Source organism: Micromonospora sp. RTP1Z1, from assembly GCF_033804685.1.
Lineage (GTDB): Bacteria > Actinomycetota > Actinomycetes > Mycobacteriales > Micromonosporaceae > Micromonospora.
Genome location: NZ_JAPFQV010000120.1, coordinates 1 through 3,383 on the forward strand (window position 1 = coordinate 1; position 3,383 = coordinate 3,383).

Below are 3,383 nucleotides of genomic sequence, written 5' to 3' on the forward strand. Positions count from 1 at the left end.
GCTGGAGCGACGCCGCGCTGGGCCGCCTCGTCGGGTACGAGGGGCTGCTGCTCTGCTCGGCACGCTCGGCACGCTCGGCGGGGCGGGGCTCGGCCTCGGCGGGGGGGCCTGGCTGGTGGGCGAGCTGCCCCCGTCGCTGGTCGTCGTCGCCGCCCTGGTGGCGCTCGCCGGGGCCCTGGTCGCCTGCCTGGCCGCGCTCGTCCCGGCCGCCCTGCTGCACCGCCTGCCCACCGCACGACTACTCGCCGAGGAGTGACCATGGACGCGACCACGGGCAGCACGGTCCGGACGACCGGCCTGTACCGGCAGTTCCGCACCGGGGCGGAACGGCTCACCGCCGTCGACGACGTGACGCTGGAGATCACCGCCGGTTCGGTGGTGGCGCTGACCGGGCCGAGCGGCTCGGGAAAGTCGACGCTGCTGCACCTGATCGGCGCGATCGAGCAGGCCGATCGGGGCACGATCACGGTGGACGAGGTGGAGGTGACCGCGCTGCGCCGGGCGGCCCTGGCCCGGTACCGGCAGCGGGTCGGCTTCGTCTTCCAGCGCTACCACCTGCTGCCGGCGCTCACCGTGCTGGACAACGTGATCGCGCCGGTACTCCCCCGCCGCGGGCGGGCCGACCACGCGACGCGGGCCCGCAAGCTGCTCGACGCGGTCGGCCTGGCCGGCCGGGAACGGGCCCTGCCCGCGCAGCTCTCCGGTGGTCAGCAGCAGCGGGTGGCGATCGCCCGGGCGCTGATGGGCGAACCGCGGCTGCTGCTCGCCGACGAGCCGACCGGCAACCTCGACTCGACCACCGGCGGGCAGATCCTCGACCTGCTGCTCGAACTGCGCGACCGGCACGGCATGACGATCCTGCTGGCCACCCACGAACGGGCCATCGCCGCCCGTTGCGACCGGTTGGTCCGGCTCGGCGACGGCCGGGTCGTGGAGGACCTGGATCTCACCGACGGCGAGGATCCGGCCGAGACCTTCGACCGGGCCTCCCGCCTGCGGTTGTAGCGGGCCGTGGCGGCGCGGGTGGCGGCATCCGCCCTGACGGGCGGCATCTGACGGAGAGGCGGTGCGACATGGTCGGTTTCATCTGGCGCCAGCTACGCGGCCGGGCCGGACGGTCGGTGGCCCTGCTGGTCGGCGCGCTCGTCGCGACCACCGGCTTCATCGTGCTCACCGGCACCACGACCGCGTCCCGCCTCGAGGTGATCGGGGCGGTGGAGCGCGACAGCGCGGCCGCGTACGACGTCCTGGTCCGGCCGAAGGACAGCCGGACCGCGCAGGAGGCCGCGCGCGGGCTGGTGCAGCCCAACTACCTCTCCGGGCTGTTCGGCGGCATCACCATGTCCCAGTACCGACAGGTCGCCGCCATCGCCGGCGTACGGGTCGCGGCGCCGATCGCCATGCTTGGTTACTCCACCCGGACGGTGCCGGTGGAGGTGGACGTGACCGCCGCGGTCGACCGCGACGCAGAACGCCAGGTCATCCGCGTCGATCCGACCTTCACCGCGGAGCGGGGGCTGTCCCGCGCGACGGCCCGCCCGCACTACGTCTACCTGACCCGGAACGAGGTGGCCTACCCGGACTTCGGCCCGGAACCCGACTCGGCGCCCGTCCGGCACAGCAACGGCAGGTCCTACCCGGCGGGGCAGTGCGAGGGGAACGTCGGGGTTCCTCTGGAGATCCTCCCGGACGGTCGAGCCGAACCGATCTGCGGGCCACCCGAGGTCGGCGGCGGCGTCGGCACCACCCGCTCCGACCTGGAGGAGAGCGGGTTCCTGACCGTCCGGCTGCTCCCCGACGGGCGGTTCGAAGAAATGGAGGTCGTGCGCGGCGAGCAGGGCTCCGAGCGGCGCACGAAAACCGTCGACCGCCTGGTGGTCCCCATCTCCTGGTACGTGCCGTTCCTGCTCGCGGCCGTCGACCCGCCGACGGAAGAACGCCTGGTCGGGCTCTCCGGCGCGGTCGTGGCGGGCCGGACGCTGCGCACCGACGACCTGCCGGTGGACCTGCCCGGAATACAGAACACGCAGTACCCGGCGCTGGTGACCAACCGGCCGTACGTGGACGGCAGCGTCTCCGTCTCCTACTCCCGGCTCCGCCCCGAGCGGGTGGCCGGCCTCTCCGCCGCGGCGGTCGCCCGCGCGCTGGCGACGGCCGACCGGACCGCCGCCGGTTCCGGCCGGCTGGACGTCGAGACCGCGCACCGCGCACAGATATCGGCGGAGGTCCAGGGCGGCGACGACTGCTGCTACGGCGCCCTGTGGCCTCTCGTGCAGGCGGGCCAGCCCGGCTACGATCCGCTCCCGGACGGCGTGCTGCGAGCCCGGACGGTCGACCCGAACCCCGGGGCGTACGCGTTGGGCAACGAGAGCGGGACACCGGTGCCCTGGCTCAGCGCGGACGTCTCGTTCCGGCCGCTCCGCCAGCTGGAGATCCGCGACACCCCGGCGACGCGCTACCCCGGGTGGCGCCCGGTCGGCATCTTCGACCCGGAGCGGCTGACCAGGTTCGCCGACCTGTCCCGGGTGCCGCTGGAGACGTACGAGCCGCCCACGGCGCAGGGGGCGGACGCGGGCAGCCGGGCGGCGCTCGGCGGTCGGCCGCTGCTGCCCAGCGGCAACCCCGGCGGCTACCTGAGCACCCCACCGTTCCTGCTGACGAACCTCGCCGCCCTGCCGAAGCTTCTGGAGGACGCGGTCGGCCCACAGCGCGCCGCGCCGATCAGCGCCATCCGGGTACGGGTCGCCGACGTCGACGGCTACAGCGAGCGTTCCGCGGAACGGGTCCGCCTGGTGGCCGAGCGGATCGCCGAGGCCACCGGCCTCGACGTGGACATCACCCTCGGCTCCTCCCCCGCCCCGCAGACCGTCGAGCTGCCTGCCGGCTCGTTCGGCCGCCCCGCGCTCCGCCTGACCGAGAACTGGTCCGCCCTCGGTGTCGCGTCCGTCATCGTGCAGGCCGTCGACCGCAAGAGCGTGCTGCTCTTCCTGCTCGTCCTGGTCGTGTGCGCGCTCTTCCTGGGCAACGCGGTCGCCGCGGCGGTCCGGGACCGCAGGTCGGAGCTGGCCGTGCTCGCCTGCCTCGGCTGGCCAGCGCGGCGGATCAGCCTGCTCGTCCTCGGCGAGGTGGCCACGCTCGGCCTCGCCGCTGGCCTGCTGTCCCTGGCCCTCGCGACACCGATCTCCGCCGCTCTCGGGATCGACGTCGGTTGGCACCGGGCGGTGCTCGCCGTCCCGGTGGCGCTGCTGCTGGCGCTGGTCGCGGGTCTGGCGCCGGAGCTGCGCACCAGTCGCGCGCATCCGGCCGCCGCCCAGCGACCGCCCGTCGCGGCGGCCCGCCGGGCGGGGCGGCCCCGCACCGTGCTCCGGTTGGCCGTCACCAAC

3 protein-coding genes are annotated in these 3,383 nt (G+C 74.9%); all 3 read left to right on the top strand.

Annotation, left to right across the window (positions count from 1 at the left end):
• A partial coding sequence (locus SLP03_RS31245) for a hypothetical protein (RefSeq protein ID WP_319464234.1) occupies positions 1-256 on the top strand: 256 nt, incomplete at its 5' end.
• Positions 257-258: 2 nt separating this feature from the next.
• Positions 259-1,005: an ABC transporter ATP-binding protein gene (locus tag SLP03_RS31250; protein WP_319464235.1), complete on the top strand. Its 747-nt coding sequence runs from the start codon at positions 259-261 to the stop codon at positions 1,003-1,005.
• A 68-nt stretch (positions 1,006-1,073) separates the two neighbouring features.
• Positions 1,074-3,383 (top strand): FtsX-like permease family protein (locus SLP03_RS31255; protein WP_319464236.1); only part of this gene is annotated, 2,310 nt, incomplete at its 3' end.